The organism is Gloeobacter kilaueensis JS1 (genome assembly GCF_000484535.1).
GTDB lineage: Bacteria > Cyanobacteriota > Cyanobacteriia > Gloeobacterales > Gloeobacteraceae > Gloeobacter > Gloeobacter kilaueensis.
This window is the reverse complement of sequence record NC_022600.1, coordinates 198,671-218,208: the sequence shown is the minus strand read 5'-3', so window position 1 is coordinate 218,208 and position 19,538 is coordinate 198,671. Positions and strand designations below refer to the sequence as shown.

At 60.8% G+C, this 19,538-nt stretch carries 17 protein-coding genes; 7 read left to right on the top strand and 10 right to left on the bottom strand.

Annotated elements, in window-relative coordinates:
* Nucleotides 1–9 precede the first annotated feature (9 nt).
* From GKIL_RS00925 to gmk, 4 genes are all read right to left on the bottom strand, one after another.
* A complete protein-coding gene (locus tag GKIL_RS00925; protein ID WP_144080287.1) occupies nt 10–345 on the bottom strand; it encodes a hypothetical protein in 336 nt (111 codons plus the stop codon).
* Between the two features lie 171 nt (nt 346–516).
* Nucleotides 517–1,428, bottom strand: a complete 912-nt coding sequence (locus tag GKIL_RS00920) for a histone deacetylase family protein (RefSeq protein WP_023171446.1) — start codon at nt 1,426–1,428, stop codon at nt 517–519.
* Nucleotides 1,429–1,650, bottom strand: a complete 222-nt coding sequence (locus GKIL_RS00915; protein ID WP_023171444.1) for a DNA-directed RNA polymerase subunit omega — start codon at nt 1,648–1,650, stop codon at nt 1,429–1,431.
* Nucleotides 1,631–2,245, bottom strand: a complete 615-nt coding sequence (gene gmk, locus GKIL_RS00910) for a guanylate kinase (RefSeq protein ID WP_051382910.1) — start codon at nt 2,243–2,245, stop codon at nt 1,631–1,633. The genes GKIL_RS00915 and gmk overlap by 20 nt, the downstream gene beginning before the upstream one ends.
* A 104-nt stretch (nt 2,246–2,349) precedes the next feature.
* Here gmk and GKIL_RS00905 point away from each other — a divergent pair, with 104 nt between their 5' ends.
* The gene (locus GKIL_RS00905) at nt 2,350–4,122 is read left to right on the top strand and encodes an Rqc2 family fibronectin-binding protein (RefSeq protein WP_023171442.1); all 1,773 of its coding nucleotides are present in this window, start codon (nt 2,350–2,352) and stop codon (nt 4,120–4,122) included.
* A gap of 479 nt (nt 4,123–4,601) precedes the next feature.
* Nucleotides 4,602–4,781, top strand: coding sequence for a hypothetical protein (locus tag GKIL_RS00900; RefSeq protein ID WP_023171441.1), 180 nt, complete (start codon nt 4,602–4,604; stop codon nt 4,779–4,781).
* Nucleotides 4,782–5,402: 621 nt separating this feature from the next.
* Here GKIL_RS00900 and GKIL_RS25110 read toward each other — a convergent pair.
* Nucleotides 5,403–5,750: a hypothetical protein gene (locus GKIL_RS25110; protein ID WP_187293867.1), complete on the bottom strand. Its 348-nt coding sequence runs from the start codon at nt 5,748–5,750 to the stop codon at nt 5,403–5,405.
* On the opposite strand from GKIL_RS25110, the gene GKIL_RS00895 reads away from it, so the two are divergent.
* Nucleotides 5,721–7,520 (top strand): ATP-binding protein, encoded by a 1,800-nt coding sequence (locus GKIL_RS00895; protein WP_187293866.1) that lies wholly within the window; start codon nt 5,721–5,723, stop codon nt 7,518–7,520. The two genes, GKIL_RS25110 and GKIL_RS00895, sit on opposite strands and share 30 nt — an antisense overlap.
* A 1-nt stretch (nt 7,521) precedes the next feature.
* Here the strand turns inward: GKIL_RS00895 and GKIL_RS00890 are convergent, their stop codons facing one another.
* From GKIL_RS00890 to GKIL_RS00875, 4 genes are all read right to left on the bottom strand, one after another.
* Nucleotides 7,522–10,032 (bottom strand): M1 family metallopeptidase, encoded by a 2,511-nt coding sequence (locus tag GKIL_RS00890; RefSeq protein ID WP_023171439.1) that lies wholly within the window; start codon nt 10,030–10,032, stop codon nt 7,522–7,524.
* A gap of 70 nt (nt 10,033–10,102) precedes the next feature.
* Nucleotides 10,103–10,414, bottom strand: coding sequence for a hypothetical protein (locus GKIL_RS00885; RefSeq protein ID WP_023171438.1), 312 nt, complete (start codon nt 10,412–10,414; stop codon nt 10,103–10,105).
* A gap of 27 nt (nt 10,415–10,441) precedes the next feature.
* Nucleotides 10,442–12,439, bottom strand: coding sequence for an FkbM family methyltransferase (locus tag GKIL_RS00880; protein ID WP_023171437.1), 1,998 nt, complete (start codon nt 12,437–12,439; stop codon nt 10,442–10,444).
* A gap of 10 nt (nt 12,440–12,449) precedes the next feature.
* The gene (locus GKIL_RS00875) at nt 12,450–13,655 is read right to left on the bottom strand and encodes a glycosyltransferase (protein ID WP_023171436.1); all 1,206 of its coding nucleotides are present in this window, start codon (nt 13,653–13,655) and stop codon (nt 12,450–12,452) included.
* A 175-nt stretch (nt 13,656–13,830) separates the two neighbouring features.
* Here GKIL_RS00875 and GKIL_RS00870 point away from each other — a divergent pair, with 175 nt between their 5' ends.
* Together GKIL_RS00870 and GKIL_RS00865 are read left to right on the top strand one after the other, a co-directional pair.
* On the top strand, nt 13,831–15,369 hold the full coding sequence (locus tag GKIL_RS00870) for an acyl--CoA ligase (RefSeq protein ID WP_023171435.1): 1,539 nt from the start codon (nt 13,831–13,833) through the stop codon (nt 15,367–15,369).
* Complete coding sequence (locus GKIL_RS00865) at nt 15,366–16,343, top strand: 2-dehydropantoate 2-reductase (RefSeq protein ID WP_023171434.1); 978 nt, start codon at nt 15,366–15,368, stop codon at nt 16,341–16,343. Before GKIL_RS00870 ends, GKIL_RS00865 begins: the two co-directional genes overlap by 4 nt.
* Before the next feature lie 121 nt (nt 16,344–16,464).
* On the opposite strand, the gene GKIL_RS00860 is transcribed toward GKIL_RS00865, so the two are convergent.
* On the bottom strand, nt 16,465–16,737 hold the full coding sequence (locus tag GKIL_RS00860; RefSeq protein WP_023171433.1) for a hypothetical protein: 273 nt from the start codon (nt 16,735–16,737) through the stop codon (nt 16,465–16,467).
* Nucleotides 16,738–16,798: 61 nt separating this feature from the next.
* On the opposite strand from GKIL_RS00860, the gene GKIL_RS00855 reads away from it, so the two are divergent.
* On the top strand, nt 16,799–18,172 hold the full coding sequence (locus GKIL_RS00855) for a class I SAM-dependent methyltransferase (RefSeq protein WP_023171432.1): 1,374 nt from the start codon (nt 16,799–16,801) through the stop codon (nt 18,170–18,172).
* Nucleotides 18,173–18,206: 34 nt separating this feature from the next.
* On the top strand, nt 18,207–19,538 hold the full coding sequence (locus GKIL_RS00850) for a class I SAM-dependent methyltransferase (protein WP_023171431.1): 1,332 nt from the start codon (nt 18,207–18,209) through the stop codon (nt 19,536–19,538).

Below are 19,538 nucleotides of genomic sequence, written 5' to 3'. Positions count from 1 at the left end.
TGGGGACAGTTAACGTCTGGTCGTTCTGGCAATGAGCCAGTCCACATATTTTTGGGCGTGAACCAGCGCCAGCTCGGGAGTCGCAAAGCACAGGAGCGGCTCACCAACCGCTTTGCCCTCCGGATCTTTAAGATCCGCGACGTAACCTTTGATCAGCCAGCGCGCCGAGATGTGCCAGCCTCGATAACATAGCTGTGGTCCTCCTTCGGACCGCCTCAGCAACTTAAAAGGCGTAGCGAAACCCTCCCGCATCGAGGCTACTGCTCCGAGGACGGGAGCGGACTGAACGCGGTGCTGAAGCTGCCAGAGATCGCGGTGCCGGTGGGCAGAACGCTCGTCGGGCACTCCGGCATCAAACCGTGCAGGAAAGTGGATCTGGTGCATCGCAAAAAAGAAGAATGACTGACTGCTAAGAACAGGGCAACAGCCGAAGGATGCACAGGGGAAGCATGGGTCGGTTATAGCAAATCCCGCCGCAACGGCACGCAACTCGCTATACAGCTTTACAAAGGATCGTCAAAGGGTCCGGTAGAGGGCACTGGCGGCGCGGTGCAGCAGAGAATGGCGCTGCACCAGTGCCTGGAGATCGTCGTCGTAGCCGCCACCGATCACCCCAGCCACCGCCACCCGGCGGCGCAGGCAACTGCCGATCACCTCCAGATCCCGCTCGTAGAGCCCCTCGTCGCTCAGATCGAGTTTGCCCAGCCGGTCGCGGCGATGGGGGTCCACCCCGGCGTCGTAGAGCACCAGATCGGGGCGGACTCGATCGAGCAGGTCCGGCAGGTACTCCCGCAGCGTCCGCAAGTAGACGGCATCGCCCGTACCAATCGGCAAGGACACATCTAGATCGCTCTGTTGCTTGCGGGCTGGGAAATTCTGTTCGCAGTGCATCGAGAAGGTGAAGACAGCCGGCTCCTGGGCAAAGATCCGGGCGGTGCCGTCGCCTTGATGGACATCGAGATCGACGATCAACACCCGGCTCACCCGCCCCTCGGCGAGCAGCACTCTCGCTGCCACCGCCAGATCGTTGAAGATGCAGAAGCCGGAGCCAAAATCAGCAAAGGCGTGGTGGGTGCCTCCGGCAATGTTGCAGGCGAGGCCGTGGCTGATGGCGAGCCGGGCGCTCAGCACCGTTCCCCCGACGGCGGTGCAGGTGCGCTCGACGATGGCCGGGCTCCAGGGCAGGCCGATGCGCCGAAATTCGCGCTCGCTCAGCCTGCCGGCACAAAAATCGGCGACGTAGGACGGCGCGTGGACCAGGGTGAGCCATTCCCAGCCGGCGCGCTCCGGCAGCCAGAACTGTTCTGGTCGGGCAATGCCGCTGGTGAGCAAATAGCGGTACAGGTGGCCGAATTTGCCCATCGGAAAGCGGTGGCCCACCGGCAGCGCTGCCTCGTAGCGGGGGCTGTAGACAAGGGGCAAATCCACTCAGTCGCCGATGATTTCAGGCTCGTTGAGTTCGTCGGACATCTCGAAGATGGCCCGGAGCACCGGCTTGAAGTTGCCGTCGTCGTCGCTTAGATCTTCGTAGCGGCGGCGCTTGGCGCGGTTGGCCACCTGAACGGTGATCCGGTAGCGGTTGGCGGCGGCATCGACCAGTTGCTCGACGCGGCGCATCAAGTCCGCAGTTTCAACAGCCGGTTGGGTCATGGAGCGGTTCCTCAAACAACAGACGTTCTACCTGCTCGACGGCGCGCTCGAGGTCGTCGTTGAGCACACGGTAGTCGAAGTGCCCAACAAGGGCCAGCTCCTCGGCGGCCCGTTCGAGACGGCGCTCGATAAGCTCCGGCGCATCGGTGCCGCGAGCGCGTAGCCGCGCTGCGAGCACCGCGAGCGAGGGCGGCAGAACGAATACCAGCATAGCCGCCGGGTAGTTGTTTTTGACCTGCAGCGCCCCCTGCACTTCGATTTCGAGCACCACCGACCGGCCAGCCGCCAGCGCTGCGAGCACCGGAGCCGCCGGTGTACCGTAGTAGTTGCCGACGTAGCAGGCCCACTCCAGCAGGGCGTTCTCTGCGATGAGCTGCTCAAAGGCCGCCTGGGTTAAAAAGTAATAGTCCCGGCCATCCACCTCGCCGGTGCGGGGAGCACGGGTGGTGGCCGATACGGACAGGTAGAGTTCTGGATGCCGCCGGCGCACTAGAGCCAGAATCGTGCCCTTGCCGACGCCGCTCGGGCCGCTGAGGACCACCAGCCGGCCAGCGGCTGGTGGTTTTAAGGGAGGAGAAGATGTCGCCGGATGCACTTGGGAGAGGTCAAAGGATGGCACGGCGAGCCGCAACTTTTCTTCATTTTTATCGTATCCTGTGCCTCAGCCGGCTACAAGCAAGGCGAGGGGGAGGCTGAGCGATGCAGGCGGTAGATTTTACGACGTTGAGCGCAGCGGTTGTCGAACTGAAAGACAACTGGCTGCCGGCGCGCATCGAGCAGATTCGCCAGGACGATTACCAGACAATCCGGTTGTTACTCAAGACTCTGGGCGGCCAGCGCTGGCTTTTAGCAAGCTGCCATCCCCAGGCGGCCCGGCTGCACTTTGTCAATTCCGGCGGCGAAGCGGCCCGCTCGCGTACAACCCGCTTTGCCTTTGCCTCTACTCTGCACCAGCATCTGGTGGGACAGGTGCTGGTCAGGTGCGAGCAACCCGCCTGGGAACGGGTGGTGCAGTTGGGGTTTGCCCGCCGCCCGGAGGAGCCGCCGCAGGTGCAGCTTTATGTCGAGGTGATGGGCAAGTACAGCAATATCGTCCTGTGCGACCAGCAGGGCCAGATCCTCGCTGTCGCCCATTCGGTTTCTACTAGCCAGTCGCGGGTGCGGCCTGTGCAACTGGGTGAGATTTACAGGCCACCGCCGCCCCTCACCGGCCCTGCCCCGAGCCGCTCTGAGAGCTTTTTGCAGTGGCGCTCGCGGCTGGAAATTGTGCCGAAGCCGGTGGGGCCATTGTTGGTGCAGACCTACCGCAGCGTCAGCCAGGTGCTCGCCTCCCAGCTATTAACCCAGGCGAAGCTGGGCACGCAGATTCGGACCGACGAGCTGAGCGAAGCGGACTGGCAGGCGATCTGGCAACTGTGGCAGCAGTGGCTCACCTGCCTTGAAGAGAACCGCTACCAGCCTGGCTGGAGCGGCAGCGGCTACACCGTGCTCGGCTGGAATCTCAGCGAAGCGGTCCCTTCTCTGCATCTGCTGCTGGAGCACTACTACACCGAGCAGCTGCAGGCCGGCTTGCTGAATGCGAAGCGCTCAAGGCTCAAGCAGGCGCTCAAGGTGGCCCTGGCACGGGCCGTGAAGCGAGAGCACAAACAGGAGCAGATGATTGTCCAGGCGGGGGAGGTCGAGCGCTACAAACAGGTGGCGGACCTGTTGATGGCCCACCTCAACCAGACTGTGCCCGGTGCCAGGCACATCCAGCTAGCGGACTTCGAGACGGGCTGTCCGGTGCGGATCGACCTCGACCCGACAAAAGATCTGGTGGGCAACGCCCAGGCTTACTACCGCCGCCACCGCAAGGCGAAGCGGACCCGCCAGAGCGTCGAACCACTACTGGCCCAGACCCGCGAGGAGATCGCTTACCTTGAGCAGGTAGCAGCTACCGTCGAGCTGTTGAGCGAACACAGCGATCTCGGTGCGCTGCTGGAAGTCGAGACCGAACTGGTACAGCAGGAATATCTCGACGCCAAAGAAAAGCCCGCCGCTACCGCAGGTCCAGTACCCTTCGAGCAGTTCGCCCTCGCCAATGGCTCCGTCGTGCTGGTAGGCCGCAACAACCGCCAGAACGAGCAACTGACTTTTGAGGTGGCCGCTCCGACGGACCTCTGGTTTCATGCCCAGGAAATTCCCGGCTCCCACGTCGTACTCAAGGTACCGGCGGGCGAGCGCGCCGAAGCTGAAGCGGTGCAACTGGCAGCCAACCTCGCCGCCTACTATAGCCGCGCCCGCCACAGCGCCCACGTCCCTGTGATCTATACCGAGCGCCGCCACGTGCGTAAGCTCAGGGGCGCTCGTCCTGGTCTGGTCACCTTCCGCGACGAAAAGGTCATCTGGGCAGCTCCCGACCAGCTTCCTCCCCAAGCTCCAGAGCCGGAAGTAGATGCACTACGGCATCCGCCGTCACAAAAAAACTACTAATTTTGAGCCGAAAGTAGTAGAAGGCTGGACATCCTCTGTATTCTTTTCTGTACTTCGTGCGCCTGACCGGTGGCTGCACGGGCCGGACACTCCGATTTTCTCCCCCTTCCAGAGGAACTCACCACGTTTTTTGGAGGGCATACAACCACCACTACTACCCCCGGTGAAGCCCCGCCGGAGCGACAACGTCGGCTTTGGACTTGTGTACTTGTAGCGGCAAAGCTAATTTTTATCTCTGAGAAATTATCATAATTTATAGCTACTATTATTTTCCGTTTATAAAACATCTTTTTCAAGAATCGGCATTTATTTTCTTTAGCCGCAAAAACTTGAAAGCCTTTCTTTGCTTATGTCTAGGGCAGTAGCTAGGAAATTATGCTCAAAAACAATCCTCTAGAAACTATTTACAAAATTTGTCCGCAAGTCTAAAATTTGCATATGGGGCAACACAACGTTTCCGCCCTGCACAGGAGTAGACAATGATTGAGCGCAACGATGCAAAACTGGTGGGTGTAGTTCTGTTAACTGCGATGTTGTTGACCTGTGCCGAGGCAGCACCGCCGCAGAACCTCCTGCTTGAGCACCTGGCAGCCGCCAGTAGCGGTCCTGTTCAGCCCAACTTCATCAAAGCTATCGATCCGGGTCCCCAGCGGGCTTGAACGACAGTTATCCGGGAGCACAAGACATCCGCGAATCCCCTGGGATCAACATTGAAATTTTTCGGTAGCTGATTACCTATGGCTACAGCTTACGAAGGGAAGGCAGCAGGACCTGCTGGCCTGTCTCTATGGGAGGGCGATGTAGGCCGGTTGGATTATCGGACGAACTTTTAGTACAGCGACCATCTCTCAGGAACGATTGTTTCTGAGAGATTTTAATGTCAACGACCGCCAGCTAAAGCCGATAGCATTGCTTTTGCGCTATACTCTCTGCTAGAGGGGGACTGCCAGCAAGTTAGCAGATTTACACATTCTGTTGTGCTGAGTGTCCCGTGCGAACCTCTCGTTTTGTGAACGGCTGTTCATGTCCAGAGCGCTCTGCAGCCAGTAGTTTGTAAATCGGACAAAAGCAACGCCAAGGATCAGGGATGGTCGGGCTCTATCCTTACTGGTTGTTCTTGGGCTGAGCATCCGTGCATGTCTTATAACCTACGAAAGGATGAAGGAGAGGAGCGAATGCAGGTCGATTTACGCCTATCTGGTCTTAAATCCGTCTTAAAAGACAATTTGTGGTCAAATAAATATTCTCGCTCTTTTACAAAACTGACCATTCTGCTGTTGTTATGCACCTCTGCCCTTGGCTGGCTGGCGACCGACTGGAACCAGCGACAGATGCGAACAATAACCAATAATATCGAGAGCTATATTTTTCTGACTAATTTGATTCAATCTGAACAGTCTCTTTTTGAAAAACAGGAAGAAGGCAAGCAGATTCTCCATCTGGCCGCAGAGGCAGCCACCAGAGGAGAGTTGCTCGAACATACGAAATGGCCCTTGCATTTTAATTTTCTGGTTCTTCTTGATTCGGAGGGCCGGATCGTTGCCGGTCAAAGCCGGATACTCGACCGGCAAAGCAGCAAGGTCAAGGAGCCGTTCGTCATGCCACAGGACGATGGCACGGGCGGCCAATGGTGGTTGCCCACCAATCAGCCGCCGGCACCGGGCAGTGCTTCTACCTACCGGTTGTCCAGCGTCCAGGTGGGTAAAAAATTGCTTGCCTCGATCGTTCGTGACAGCAGAAAGTACGGCAAGACCCTCTCCGGTTTCGAGTTACTCGATGGGCAAGACTTGTACACTCTCGGCCTGGCCGAGCAGGCAGGTTTTTATCGTGCCCGTCCAGAAGACAAGCAGCAGTTGCAGGGGCTGGCATCTGTCACCGTCGAGCGGACAGGTTCCTACTGGCTGATGGGCGGCTTTTTGCTGAACTCAGATCCGAGGATCGTCGATAAAGCTTCTTTTCTCTCCGGCGGCAGGATTATGTCGATTTATACCAGGAGCGGCCAGAGAATAAGCACGACTCTTAGTAACGACAATGGTGTGCGCTCCCTGGGTGGCCGACTGAGTGATGAGGTGTACGACCAGACTGTCTTGCATTCCGGCACATTTTATGGGCGGGTGAAGCAGGGGGATCGCGATTATCTATTCAGTGCCAATCCTATTTATGATCACAATCTCGGGCTGCTTCCCCATCCACGGCCCACTGGCGCGCTCGAAGTCGGTATGACCTATGCCAGATTCGAGCGGCTCATCGATGACAATAAAGCCGGCATTGTGCGAGTGAGCCTGTTTGGCTTGCTCGCCCTGGTGGGAATTGGCGGTCTTACTATCGCGCTGGTGCTCTTACTTGAGGGCCGCATGGTCAGCCTCCAGCGCTCAAAGGATCTGACACTTGAAAATGCTGGTAACGGCATCATCGGCTTTGATAGCCGTGGTATCTGTACTTTCGTCAATTCTGCCGCCCTTGAGATGCTCGAGCGCGACCGGCAGGAACTGATCGCTCACAACTGCCTCTCCTCGGTGCTGTCGCTGCTTGCTTCCGGCGATGCCAAGGCCCAATCGGATCTGAAATATGCGATCCAGTTGCGCGAAGCGTCTCATCTAAAAGAAGCCTGGCTGACGCGCCGCGATGGTACCCAGCTACCCGTGGCAGCAAAACTCTCGTCGAGTCAGGACAAGCGGGTGGCGACGATCATCAGCCTGAGCGATCTCAGCGAGCAGAAGCGAGCCGAAAAAGAAAGCCACCATGCAGCGGTGCTGGCCGAAAGAAATCGGATCGCCGCCGATATTCACGACAACCTCGGCAATCTCTTTGCCGGGCTGCATTATCAGTGTGAAGCGCTGTGCAAGAGCCTCGATCAGCCCCAGCTCGATCCAAAAGCCCTCAAACAGATCGCAGCGCTCGCCCGCCAGACGGCAGCTGACGGGGTGCGCACGATGCAGCAGTCGCTGTGGACGCTATCGACCAGCCTCAACTACGAAGATCTGCCCCGGTGCATCGAAGGTTGCCTTGAGCGGCTGTGTACCAATTCGCGCATTCAATCGAGTTTTGTCCAGAATGGCGAGCTGCCCCATCTAAACGATCAGATCAAAAAGCAACTGGCGCTCATCGCCTACGAGGCGATCACCAACGCGGTCAAGCACTCGGGCGGCACCAAGATCACCGTCAAACTCAGCTTCGAGCCGCAACAGATCGTCTTGCAGGTGATGGACAACGGCAAAGGACTCGAACTGAGCGGCAGCCGCGAGGGCAAATCCGGCAACGGCCTGGGTCTTGCCAGTATCGCCGAGCGGGCGCGCTCGATCGGTGGCAGGCTGATTATGGACACGGTTCCTTTTCAGGGCACTTCGATCAGCGTCTGTCTGCCGATGGGATTTGTCGAAGACTTTGACGACGAGTGAGCTACGCTTTTGGGCGGCTCTCGACGATGTCCAGTCGGCTTTTGAGGGAACGGTTTTCTTGCTGCAGGCTCTCGACAGCCTCGCGCAGCTTTTTTAACTCTTTGTCTTGACCCAGTTCGGAGCGGATCTGTTCGATCGCTTCGAGGGCGGCGCGCCGGATCCGGCCATCGGCGTCTTCGCCTGCGATCTGCTCCAGCAGCGGCAGGGCCTTTGGGGACTTGAGGGCGCTCAAAGCAGCGATCACCGCCCGGCGGACCGAGAACTCGCTTTGCTGGGCGATGCGGGTGAGGGCGTCGAGGATGGACTGGTTCTCACCGCCTTCGCCTGCGGTCCCGAGGGCGCGGATTGCCGCCAGCCGCAGCGGCTGGACGATGCCGGAGCGGGTGCGATCTAAAATCGCCTGGACCGCCTCGGGGTCGTCCTTGAGTTCGGCGAGCCCGGCAAGGGCCGCCCCGCGCACGATCTCATTCCAGGAGTCGCGCTGCTCCAGTACATCGATGAGTAGTGCCCGCGACTCGCTGTGTCTGGCTTTGCCGATTGCCTTCGCAGCCTCGACGCTGACGCTGTAGCTCGGATCGAAAACCCACGCGCGCAGCAGCGCAAAAGTCTCGTCAGTGCGATCCTCCGCCAGCGCCCGCAAGATAGCGGCGCGCACCTCAATTTTTTTGGTGCCGGCTGCCCCGCGCAAGGCGGCGTAGGCGTAGTCTTTTTTGCTCTTACCCAGGGCAAGGGCCACCTCGGCGCGCAGTCCCCAAAAAGCGGCCTCATCCCCCAGGACACCCGCCAGAACAGCGACAATCTCGGGGGTGGCCTTGTTTGCCAGGGTCTGGGCCGCAAAGATGCGGCCCATCAGATCCGGGTCGTGCAGCAGCTGGTGCTTGAGCATCTCCACCGGCACCTCCAGTTCGACAGTTTTAAGCAGGTGGTTGCCCGGATCGAAGCTGAAGACCTGCGGCGGCTGGGCAAAGACAAAGCAGATCGTCTGCTGTTTTTGCTGAAGGCGCACCGGCAGCAGGCGGATAGCCGCCCCATCGGCAAAGCCAAAACCCAACTGGACCACCAGATCGAAGAGCGCCGTCCGCTCGTCCACCGCCTGGGTCTGCTCGACGGTAATCTTTGCCATCGAGGCTTCGCTGTCCCACTCGTAGGCCACCTTGAACTGGGGATGGCCGCCCTTGAAGACGTACTGCTCGAATAGCGGCAGCAGGTTGCGCCCGGTGGCCCGCTCGATGGCGCGCAACAGATCGATCGTCTCGACGGTGCGGTGGGCGTTGTCAGCCAAAAAGCGCTGGATGGCCCGAAAGAAGCCCGCCTCCCCCAGATAGTGGCGCAGCATGTGGTAGACCATCGCCCCCTTCTCGTAGAGGTGGCGGTCATACAGCTCGATCGCCTCCTTGTAGACGTTGGTGACGATGGGCCGCCGGTAGCGGCTGCTATCTTCTTCAAAGTATGCCTGGGCTGTCTGGTAGCGAAAATAAATGGCATCCTCGCTCCCGTGGGCGTGCTCGCGCCAGAGCGATTCGAAGTAGGTAGCCGCCCCCTCCTTGAGCCAGGCGTGGGACCAGTGATGGATGACAACCAGATCGCCGAACCACTGGTGGATTAACTCGTGGGAGATCAGATCCTCGGGCCAGCGAATTTCTCTGGCCGCCTGTTCATCGAGCAGGCAGCGGTCGGTCTGGGTGGTGGCGCTGGTATTTTCCATGCCGCCAAAGATAAAATCGACCGCGCAGGTTTGTGCGTACTTGGCAAACGGATAGCGCACCCCAAAAAGTTTCGAGAAGTAACCGACCATCTCGGCGGTTCTGGCGAAGGTGCGCTTTGCTTCTGCCTCGCGACCGGGGGCAACGTAGACCGGTACCGGAACGTCTTGCCAGCGATCTTGAATTTCGCTCAGCTGGGCCACCACCAGGCTGATGAGATAGCACGGATGCACCTGCTCCTGCCGCCAGTGATCGATTCTGCTGGGGCCGTGCTCCTCGCTGCTGACGAGCAGGCCGTTGGAGACGCTCCGGTAGCGGCCCGGCACCTGTACTCGGATTTCGGAGGTGGCAAGCTGTCCCGGATAGTCGAAGCAGGGAAACCAGAAGCGCGAATCCTCGTCCTCGCCCTGGGTCCAGACCTGCACAGGCTTGTCCGGATAGTCCGCAGTTGGCCCGACAAAGTAGATGCCCCGGCGCGGCTGGGCGACCCGGTAGGTGATCGCCAATTCCAGCGGCTTACCGGCTGCAACCGGTTCGACGAGCTGTACGGTTAAAACCGAGCCGTCGTGAAAAAAATTGGCGGGCGCGCCATCTACCTGCACCCGATCGATCTGCATCTCGACAGCATCGAGGCTGAGGCTGCGGGTCCAATCTGCGACCAGAGTCATCTGCACCCGGCAGGTACCGGCGAGGGATTTGCCCTCTAGATCGACCACCAGATCGAGGGCAATGTGTTCGACGTTGCCGGGTCGATCGGGATTGTACTGGGGCTTCGCACCAGCAAGGGCAAACTCGCGATAGGACACCATCACCAGCTCCGCTACAGGCGATCACATCGTAGCCGACTACCGCCCCCCAGCCGGGATCAAGGTATCCGGCTCAGGACTTGAAGTGGCCCGCCCCCGGCGGATGGCCATCTACTGGCTCGTTCAAGCGGGTAAGGAGTTCGTCCTGTTGCTTCTGCAACTGCTCGATCTGCACCTGCAGCCGCTCGACGCCACTTTGGAGGCTGCTCAACTGTTCGAGCATCTGGGAGCGCTGGTCGAGAAAGACGCGGTTCTGCAGTTGCAGCACTTCGATGATGTAAGCACTCGACTTCAGCAGCGAGAGGTTGTTCTGGTTGCTCAACTCCAGATAGGCCAGCAACGTGTCTTTCAGTCTCTTGATTCTGCCGATGAGGGCCGTGAGCAAGGGTCAACTCCTCGAAGTGTCAAAGGTTCAGTTCGTCGCCGTCGTCGGGGTTAAAAACGACTTTCTGACAAAAAGAATATCCTTTTGCTGCAGCGCACCATCGACGGGAGAGCGCCAGTGGCCCACATCGTCGTAGTAGGTAAACCCCAACTGCTCGATGAGCTGCACCATCTGGCTTAAAGATTTTGCGCCGGGAGCAGCCGGTTCAAGGGACAGTTCGATAAGTAGAGCCCCCACCTGCTGGAGCATCTTGCCGGCTCCTTCGAGCACCAGGTGCTCGGCGCACTGCACGTCGATCTTGAGCAGACCCCGACCGGTGAGATTTTTCTGGCGGGCCAGAGCGTCGAGGGTGATCGCCTCGGCTTTGATGGGCTGGTACGAGCGAGCGTCGGCAATCGGCAGCAGCGAGCTGCCGTACAGGTCGCCGGATGCCTGGAGGGTGACGGTGCCGGTCTGGTTGGAGACGGCAGCCTGTACCCACTCGAATTCTGGATGCTGGCGGCGGTGGGCAAAGTTGTCCGCCTGAGCGTGGGCGTCGTGCAGCGGTTCGACCAGAACAAAGCGCGCCTTTGGAAAAACTAGCGCAGCGACGTGGGACCAGACACCGGAAGAAGCGCCGACATCGACGACAAAATCGGGGGTAAAGTAGCGGCCCAGTCGCCTGAGGGTCCGATAGTCCGCCCGATAGTCGCTGTGGACAGCCGGGATCGGCGGCTCGATGTAGGGCACCAGATCCGCCGCCTGCCGGGGCATCAGCTCCTCGAAGCGCCCATCGCAGGGTTCGCCCATCTCCAGCGAGCGCCACAGCCACTCGCCCACCCCCCCGGCAGCAAAAGCCGGGGCGGCGGCGGCGGCCCTGGCGCGTATCTGCTGCTGGGTCGCCGGATCGCTCAACTGCTCGGCGGCCCGCCGGAAGCTCGCCCCATCGTAGTCGGTGACGACCCCGATGCCAAAGCGCTCGATAAAACTGGCTGCTGCCGTTCTGGCGCTGCCCAGGACCAGGATTGGCAAGCCGGCGGCGGCCATCAAAAAAAGCACCCGCGTCGGCAGGCTCAGCCGGGCAATTGCCTGCTTGTCGTCGCTCGCATCGAGGGTACCGGAGGGCAATACGGCAAAAGGATAATTTTGCAGCCGCTCCGCCAGCACCGGCTCCGGCAAAAACCCCTGCAGCCTCAGCCCATCGCGCTCCAGATCCGCTGCGCTCAGAGCGCGCCACGGGGGCAGGCTGGCGTACCAGTCCAGCGTCAGTCCCGAATTTTTGACCGTGCGGCGCAGCCTTTCAAGCCACTTCTCGCCCCAGACGTTGCCGATTAAAATGCCCCGCTTCGAGCGCAGCACCGCTTCGGTGGGAGGCAGTGGCCGGGAGCAAATCAGTTCATCCTGGACGATGGGCGGCAACAGCCAGAACTTGAGGCCGTACTTGCGCTCGTAAGCGTCGCGCATCGGAGCTGAGATCGCAAGGCGCAGAGCCGACTTGTGCAGCATCTCCTCCATCAGCCCATCCGGGATGCCGTCGGAGTAGAGGTTGTGATCGTCCATGATGTAGGTGCAGAGGGGCACCCCAAAGAGATCTTTAAGGGCAATTGCCGTCAGCACGTCGCTTGCGTAGTACGGGATGCAGACGATGCGCGAGATTGTGCTGCCGCGCAGCGCCTGGATGAGATTGAAGAAAATCTGATAGCGCCGGCTGTCGCGGTGGTTGACCAGCACGCTCACCGCCCCGAAGTCGTGGGCACCATCGTAGTCGTCGCGCGAGCGCACCGAGAGAATATTCGGGCAGCCTGCGAAGATGCGGCGCACCAGCACACCGGTGCCGTGGCGCTCGTTGACCTCGTTGCCCGTGATCACGACACTTGCTCCTTCGAGCACGCGCAGATCGCGGGTGATCAGGGCGCGCAACTGCTCAGGAAGCGGATCTTCGGGGAGTACCATCTGGCTGCCGAGCAACTCCTGGACGCGGGCGCGCGCCTCGGCAGTCTCGCCTTTGAGTTCGACGAAGATGCTGAGGGGGTCGGGGGTTTGCATCGGTGTTTTCTCAAAGATCGGGAGTCGGGGTATGGGCAGAAACCCGCTTTCTACTATCGGCGATCCCCGCTGCCCGCTGCAGTTCGTTCATCAGCGTCTCGCGCACGCCCTCCACCGAGCACTGCTCACAGGCAAAGGTGTGGGCGGCCCGGCTCGCCGCCTGCCAGCGCTCGGGGCGCTCGACAAACTCCTGCACCGCCTGGGCGAGCGCCCCAGGAGTCATCGTCCGACGCACCGCCAGGGGCATCAGCGGCGTCAAAAATTGCTCGGTGGCCGATCCGGAGGCGAGGTAGGCGACGATCGGCAGACCGGCCATCAGGTAGTCGGTGAGGCGGGAAGGAATCGAATATTTGCTGTATTTGTCTTTATGGGTGGGCAGGCAGGGGCCGGGCAGGTACGCCAGGTGGCAATCGAGCAAAATGGCCTCGACCTCTTCGTTGCGCAGATAACCCCGATAATCGAGGATCTTTTTGAGTCTGGCCGGTAGATAGTTGTGAATCTGCGACTGGGGACCGGCATAGACCAGCTCAAGGCGCGGATAGCGCTCGATCAGGCTGTCCCACGCCTGCGCCAGGCACTGTAGCCCCGCCTGGTAGTACAGGGATCCGACCATGACGATGCGCAGGGGCGCGTCAGGCCCTGGCGGAAGTTGGACCGCCCTGCCGATGCTGCGGACGATCGGAAAGACGCGGCAGGCCGGTGCCGGAAATTTGAGCACTTCCTGGCGGATATTCTCGCTCAAAGCAAACACGCCGCTCGCCCCGGCGAACAACCGGCGAAAGCCGCTCATCTGCGGCTGCAGGCCGCCCGGATGCATCAGATCCATGATGTGGACGATGTAGGGACACCCGAGTACCTCCAGCAGCGAAACTGCCTTCTGGGCGCTCGTCTCGTCGATGACGACGACGTAGGCGAGGTCGGGGCGGTACTGCTCGGCAAGTAAATTTCGGTACGAATCGCTAATCAACTCGTTGTGCCGCCAGACAGAACTGAGGCCCATCAGGCCCATCAGTTGTTCGAGTCGGCCTTTGCCGCGCGAAAATTTCCACCAGTTGAACTGTTCTTCGAGCAGAAGCGAATTGTCGCACTCGCTGAAACCGGAGGCGGAGGACCAGTAGAGATGAGAGTAGTCGTCGTCAGCGAAGAGTCTGAGCAATTGAACGCCGGTTCCGTGGCTGTTAGAAAGGCAAAACGGCGTAACGATGCAGACTTTCATCGATCCATGCCCTCTCCTCGCCCCATTGATATCTGCCCTGTCGCACACAATACCACTACTACACCAGGAAGTTAATCCTGCAAAAAGCGGTACGCACCGCTTCTCACCATACTAGAACGGCTTGGGTGCTCCCCCTCTCCGGCTCCCCCGCAGGCAGTGGGCAGAACGTGCCAGAATGCAACCTGGAGCCCAGGATGGTCCGACACCTGTGAACATTCTCGATTTGCTCGCGCTGGGAGAGTTAGAAGCGATCGCCCTCGCCGCTCCGGCCCAGGACTCGCTTAGCTACCGCGCTCTAAACGATCATCTGGATGCTGCCGTTCGTGCCTTGGGAGCCCTGGGGATTGGTCGCGGCGACCGGGTGGCGCTGGTCCTGCCCAACGGTCCTTCTCTGGCAGTGGCCTTTTTAGCGGCAGCGGCGGCAGCGGTGGCAGCTCCCCTCAACCCGGCTTACCGGGCCGAAGAATTTGACTTTTATCTAAGAGATCTGCAGATCCGCGCTTTGATCGCCCCTGCCGGTTCGGCTTCGCCCGCCGTCACGGTGGCCCGCGAGCAGGGGATCGCGGTGATCGAGCTGGTGGAGGAACCGGGAGGAGCGGCAGGCGCTTTCTTGTTGCGGGGCGAAGGCAAAGATCCAGTAGCGGCCAGTCGCGCCCAGGCGTCCGATGTGGCTCTGCTGTTGCATACCTCCGGGACGACCTCCAGGCCCAAGATTGTGCCCCTGACCCACGACAACCTGTGCGCCTCCGCCCGCCACATCGTCGGCACGCTGCAGTTGAGCGGTGCGGATCGCTGTTTGAATGTCATGCCCCTCTTTCATATCCACGGATTGGTGGCGGGTTTGCTCGCACCGCTTGCCGCCGGGGGCAGTGTCTTTTGCCCACCCGGCTTCAGCGCCCTCAAGTTCTTTGGCTGGCTGGCAGAAGCCCGTCCCTCCTGGTACACGGCAGTACCGACGATGCATCAAGCGATCCTCGATCGCGCCGAGCGCAACCGCGAGATCGTCGAAAGCACCTCGCTGCGGTTTATTCGTTCCAGTTCGGCCTCGCTGCCGCCCCAGGTGATCGCCCAACTGGAGGCCACCTTCGAGGCTCCGGTGATCGAGGCGTACAGCATGACCGAAGCCGCCCACCAGATGACGAGCAACCCCCTGCCCCCTGAAGAACGCAAACCCGGCAGCGTCGGTATCGCCGCCGGTCCCGAGGTCACCGTCTTAGGCGACGATGGCGGGCCTCTGCCGGCGGGCGAGGTGGGGGAGGTAGCGATTCGGGGGCCAAACGTGATGGCGGGCTACCTCAATAACCCGGCTGCCAACGCCGCCGCCTTTACGAACGGCTGGTTCCGCACCGGCGATCAGGGCACGCTCGATACCAGTGGCTACCTGCGGATCACAGGCCGCCTCAAGGAGATCATCAACCGGGGCGGCGAGAAGGTGTCGCCGCGCGAGGTGGACGAGGTGTTGCTCGATCATCCGGCGGTCGCCCTCGCCCTCACCTTCGCCCTGCCCCACGCCAAACTGGGCGAGGAGGTGGCAGCGGCGATCGTGCTCAAGCCCGGCTACAGCGCCGACGAGCAGGCGATTCGCGCCTACGCCGCCGGGCGGCTGGCTGACTTTAAGGTGCCGCGCCGGGTGGTCTTTGTCGAACAGATTCCCACCGGCCCCACCGGCAAACTCCAGCGCATCGGACTCGCTCAAAAGTTAGGAATGACATGAAAATCTGCATCTACGGTGCTGGGGCAATCGGCGGCTTGCTCGGGGTGCGGCTCGCCAAAGCGGGCGAGGAGGTGACGCTCATCGCTCGCGGTCCTCACCTGGAGGCGATGCGCAAAAATGGCGTCACCCTGCACAGCGGCGGTGAAACTTTTGTTGCCCATCCGCACTGCACCGACGATCCAGAGGCAGTGGGAGTACAGGACTTTGTGATTGTCACCCTCAAGGCCCATTCCCTGCCGCCGATTGTCTCCCAGATGCGGCCTTTACTGGGAGAGGGGACTGCCGTGGTCAACGCGATGAACGGCGTGCCCTGGTGGTACTTTTACAAGTTGTCTGGTCCCTGGCAGGATAAGCGGGTGGCGAGCGTCGATCCCGATGGCTGCATCTGGGAGACGATTGGCCCCGAGCGGGCGATCGGCTGCGTCGTCTACCCGGCCTGCACGGTGATCGCTCCCGGTGTGATCGCCCACGAGTACGGCGATCGCTTCTTGTTGGGCGAGCCGGATGGCAGCCGCTCCGAGCGCTGTCTCACCTTGAGCACGGCCCTGGGTAAGGCCGGTTTCAAAGCGCCGGTGCGCACCGAGATTCGCAACGAGATCTGGGTAAAGCTCTGGGGCAACCTCTCCTTTAATCCGATCAGCGCCCTCACCGGTGCCACCCTCGAAGAAATTGCCACCTCCCCCGACACCCAGCCGGTGGTCCGCCGGATGATGGGCGAAGCGCAGGCGATCGCCGAGCGCCTCGGGGTCACCTTTGCTATCGACCTCGACAAGCGCATCGCCGGAGCGGCTGCCGTCGGTCCCCACAAGACCTCGATGCTCCAGGATCTCGAAGCGGGCCGCACCTTAGAGATCGACGCCCTGGTGGGTGCTGTTCAGGAATTGGGCCGCCTCGTAGATGTTCCCACGCCTGCGATCGACACCGTACTCGGCCTGGTGCGCCAGCGCGCCCGCCTTGCTGGTTGCCTGGGCTAGGGGACAGATAGACTACCAGCCTCCACCGATGCTGGCCATATCTAAAAAAACGTCCGTTCGTCTCAAGCCCCACCGCAGCTCTGCCAGGAAATTCATATGCCTGATCTTGAAATGTCGAGCGCTACTGCAGTCTGACCCAGAGCGACACAATCAGCACGATAAGGCCAAGGGCTCTGCGAAAATAATTGACTCCATCAAATAATTCCAGCCAGGCCCAGGTGAACAGGGAGCCAAAGGCAATGAGATCTAGAAGGCTGTGGAGCTGGCCCGTCGTGAAGATGAACTGCAGCAAGGTCGCAATTCCCCAGGCGATGAGCGGGGGATTTGGTGGCTGAGCGACGACGATGTTGCCTGCGTTGTCCCGAAAGATACGGTCGAACCAACTTTCCTGCATTCTTCCAAGTGTACCTGCAGAGGCGATGCCCAGATTTTGAAGCGCTGTTGCGGGAGGTTTGATGGCCCAGCCTTCCCGCAGGTGGCTCAAGGTAGGATGGGCGAGATCTCTCGGGTGGTTTCAGGCGCGGATCGTGCAGGAGAGTGACAGCTACTTCGACCGGGTGCCCTACGGCAACATGCCCTACGCGATTTCACACCGGGGCAATCTGGAGGTGCTCTATCAACACAATCTGGTGACGCCCTACTACCTGCGCAATCGGCGGCGCATCGAGACGGCGGGCCGATGGATCCTGGATGCGGGCTGCGGCAGTGGCTTCAAGACCCTGGCTCTCGCCCAGGCCAATCCGGGGGCGCACATCGTCGGCATCGATCCTTCGGCGAGATCGGTGGAGGTGGCGAGGGGCCGCCTCGCCCACCAGGGGTTTCCAGACGCAGAATTTCACGTCCTGGGTATCGAAGATCTGCGGCAGTTGGGACAGCAATTCGACTCCATCAACTGCGACGAAGTGCTCTACCTGCTGCCGGATCCGCAAGCGGCGCTGGAGGTGCTGGCGGCAGTGCTCGCTCCCGGCGGCATCCTGCGGGTGAATCTCCACGACCGGCACCAGCGGGCGATGGTCTTCCGCGCCCAGGAGGCATTCTCGCTGGTGGCTGAGCGGGGCGGGATCGCCGCTGAGAAACGGGTGGATCTGGTCTACCGGGTGATGGCCGCCCTGCGGGAGAACGTTCACCTCAAAGAGCGCATCTGGCTGCCCACGCCCGAAGCGCAGCGCTCGCCGGAGTGGGTGGCGGTGAATTATCTACTGGAAGGGGACAGGGGTTTTACGATTGCCGAAACCTTTGCCCTGATCGAGCAGGCGGGCCTCGAAGGGATCGCGATGGTGAACGCCCCGGCCTGGGAGCTGGCCCGGCTCTTTGCGGATCCGGCAAGTCTGGATGGGGATATCGAGCAGTTGCTGCGCAGTCTGAGCATCAAAGAACAGTTGCAGCTGGTGGAGCTATTTCAAGGCGGCGAGCGGCTCATCGACTTCTGGTGTGGGCGGTCGGGTGAAACCTTGCCCTGGTTGCCCATCGAGCAGTTGAATGCCGTCCAGCGAGAAAAAGCACAGGTCAGCCTGCATCCGCAGATCGGCACTGCCCAAAGGCGGCAGGAGCTGGAGGAAGCGATTGCCTCCAATCTGCCCTTTGACCTCAATCGCGGTCTGCGCGGACCCTGCGACGGCGAGATCGTGCTTGACAGTGCGATTGCGCGGGGGCTTTTGCCCCTCTGGGATGGGCCGCTGCCCCTCAGCGAACTTGTCGATCGCTGGGTGGCGCTTATCTGCACGGCGAATCCAGGAGCGGACCCGGAGCGGCTCGCCTTCGAGCTGCTGCGATTTATCGCCCTCACCGAAAACTTTGCCTACCTGCTGGTCCACCAGCAAACTCCCTAGAACCTGCGACGATCCGAGCGAGGCCCGATGTGTCATGGAGAGCAATTCCGGTACCGAGCAAAGCCTCCGCAAGTACTACGACCGGGTGCCCTATCCGGCCAACCCGATCGACGAGACGCTCAGCGAAAACGCCGACGTCCTTTATATCCACAATTTTTTGACGCCCTACTACCTGCGCAACCGCGCCCTGCCCCCTACCCGGCCCCTTCGTCTACTTGATGCCGGTTGTGGCAGCGGTTTCAAGACCCTGGCGCTGGCCCAGGCCAACCCGGATGCCCGCATCGTGGGCATTGACCTGTCGGATATGTCGCTGCAGATTGCTCGCCAGCGGCTCGTCCGCCACGGCTACGGGCAGACAGAATTTTTTGCCCTGCCGGTCGAGCGGGTGGGAGAGCTGGGAGAGACATTCGACTACATCAACTGCGACGAAGTGCTCTACCTGCTACCGGACCCGGAAGCGGCGCTCAGGGCTTTGAAGGCGGTGCTCGCCCCCGGCGGCATTCTGCGCACCAACCTCCACAACCGCTACCAGCGCGAACCGCTCTACCGCGCCCAGCGCGCCTTTCGGCTGATGAACACCGCAGGAGATCTGCAGGAAGAAGCCCAGGCGGATCTGGTGCGCCAGGTAATGAACAACCTCAAAGACAGCGTCTATCTCAAGCACGTCTGCTGGAACGGCCAGTCCGACCAGAAGGAGCGCAGCGAGTGGATCGAGATGAACTATCTATTGGAGGGCGACAAGGGCTTTACGGTGCCGGAGATGTTCGAGCTACTGGAGCGGACGGAACTGGAATTTATCGGCATGGTGCAGTGGCCGCAGTGGGAATTATTGGATCTGTTTCAAGATCCGGAGAGTGTGCCAAGCGAGTTCGAGCGCATCTACCGGGCACTGCCCTTACCGCAGCGGCTGCACCTGTACGAACTGATCCAGGGCAAGCACCGCCTGCTCGATTTCTGGTGCGGCCACCCTGGCGAAGGGCAACTGCACGCTCCCTTCCGGCACTGGAGCGATGCGGAACTCGATCGCTGCAGCGTGCGGCTGCATCCGCAACTGACCACCGGGGCGCTCAAGGCCCAGCTGCTGGCCAGCATCGAGACGAACGGCGAATTTCATCTCAACGCCTTTTTGCACGAGCCGGGCGGTGCCGACTTTGTGATGATGAACAAGATCGCTCGCGGTCTGTTGCCGCTCTGGGATGGTCCTCAGCTCCTTGGCCCTTTTCTTGACGCCTGGACCACCCAGACTCTGGCCCTCGCTGCCGCTGACGGCATCGATCTGGCCTTCGAGTCGATGTGCCAGGATCTGAAGATGTTTATTCTGCAGACCGAGATGTTCGCCTATACCCTTGTTGGGCGCGGGAGTTGA